Below are 810 nucleotides of genomic sequence, written 5' to 3' on the forward strand. Positions count from 1 at the left end.
GTGAGGGACCAGAGGCCTATTTTACTCTCTTTCATATGCTCTCCCTAGCGCAGCCGGCTGGCCAGTGCCTGAATATGCTCGGGGCCAATGCCGCAGCAACCGCCGATGAGAGAGGCCCCCACCCCGCGCCAGCGCTCGGCCCAGCCAAGGTAATCCAGCGGTCCCAGATCAGCGCGGATCTCGTCCAGCCCGTCGTTGGCGGTCGCCTCTTTTGGCTGGGGCGGAAAGGCATTAGCGTAGGCGCCGAGGCGAATATCCCCTCGGCCCAGCGCCTGCAAGCTGGCGCCTGCCACCGTCAGCGCCGCCTCAATCACCTCGGGCTGACAACAGTTGAACAAGATGGCATCCACCCCGACTGCGGCCAGCGCGGTGACGGCATCGGCCACCCGCTCGCCGGAGCGCAGGGTCGGCTCGCTCCCCGGCGCTTCGTCCTCCAGCGTAAAGGAGACCCAAAATGGTTTGCCATCTGCAGGCAGCAGCGCCTTGAGGGCCAGTGGTTCGGCAATCAGGCTCATGGTCTCGGCCAACCAGATATCCACATGGGGCGAGAGCGCCCGGATAAGCGGCGTCGCCAGCTCGCCCACCCTGTCCACCTCGAACAGATCGGCGCGGTAAGAGCCAAACAGCGGCGGCAAGGATCCCGCTACCTGCACGACGCCGCCTTGCTCATCGGCAACCTCGCGGGCCAACTGACCAGCCAGCGCCGCCAGCGCTTCCCCCTCGGCGGCACATCGCTCGGCGCCGATATGAAACGGCACCAGCGCATAACTGTTGGTGGTGATGACCCGGGCACCGCTGGCCACATAGGCC

At 66.0% G+C, this 810-nt stretch carries 1 protein-coding gene; it reads right to left on the reverse strand.

All coding sequences use genetic code 11. The features are described 5' to 3' along the window. Nucleotides 1–44 precede the first annotated feature (44 nt). Nucleotides 45–810 (reverse strand): homocysteine S-methyltransferase family protein (locus tag AAC083_RS01375; protein ID WP_258224852.1); only part of this gene is annotated, 766 nt, incomplete at its 5' end.

The sequence above is a fragment of the Aeromonas sp. HMWF014 genome, assembly GCF_963878295.1.
Classification (GTDB): Bacteria; Pseudomonadota; Gammaproteobacteria; order Enterobacterales; family Aeromonadaceae; genus Aeromonas; species Aeromonas popoffii.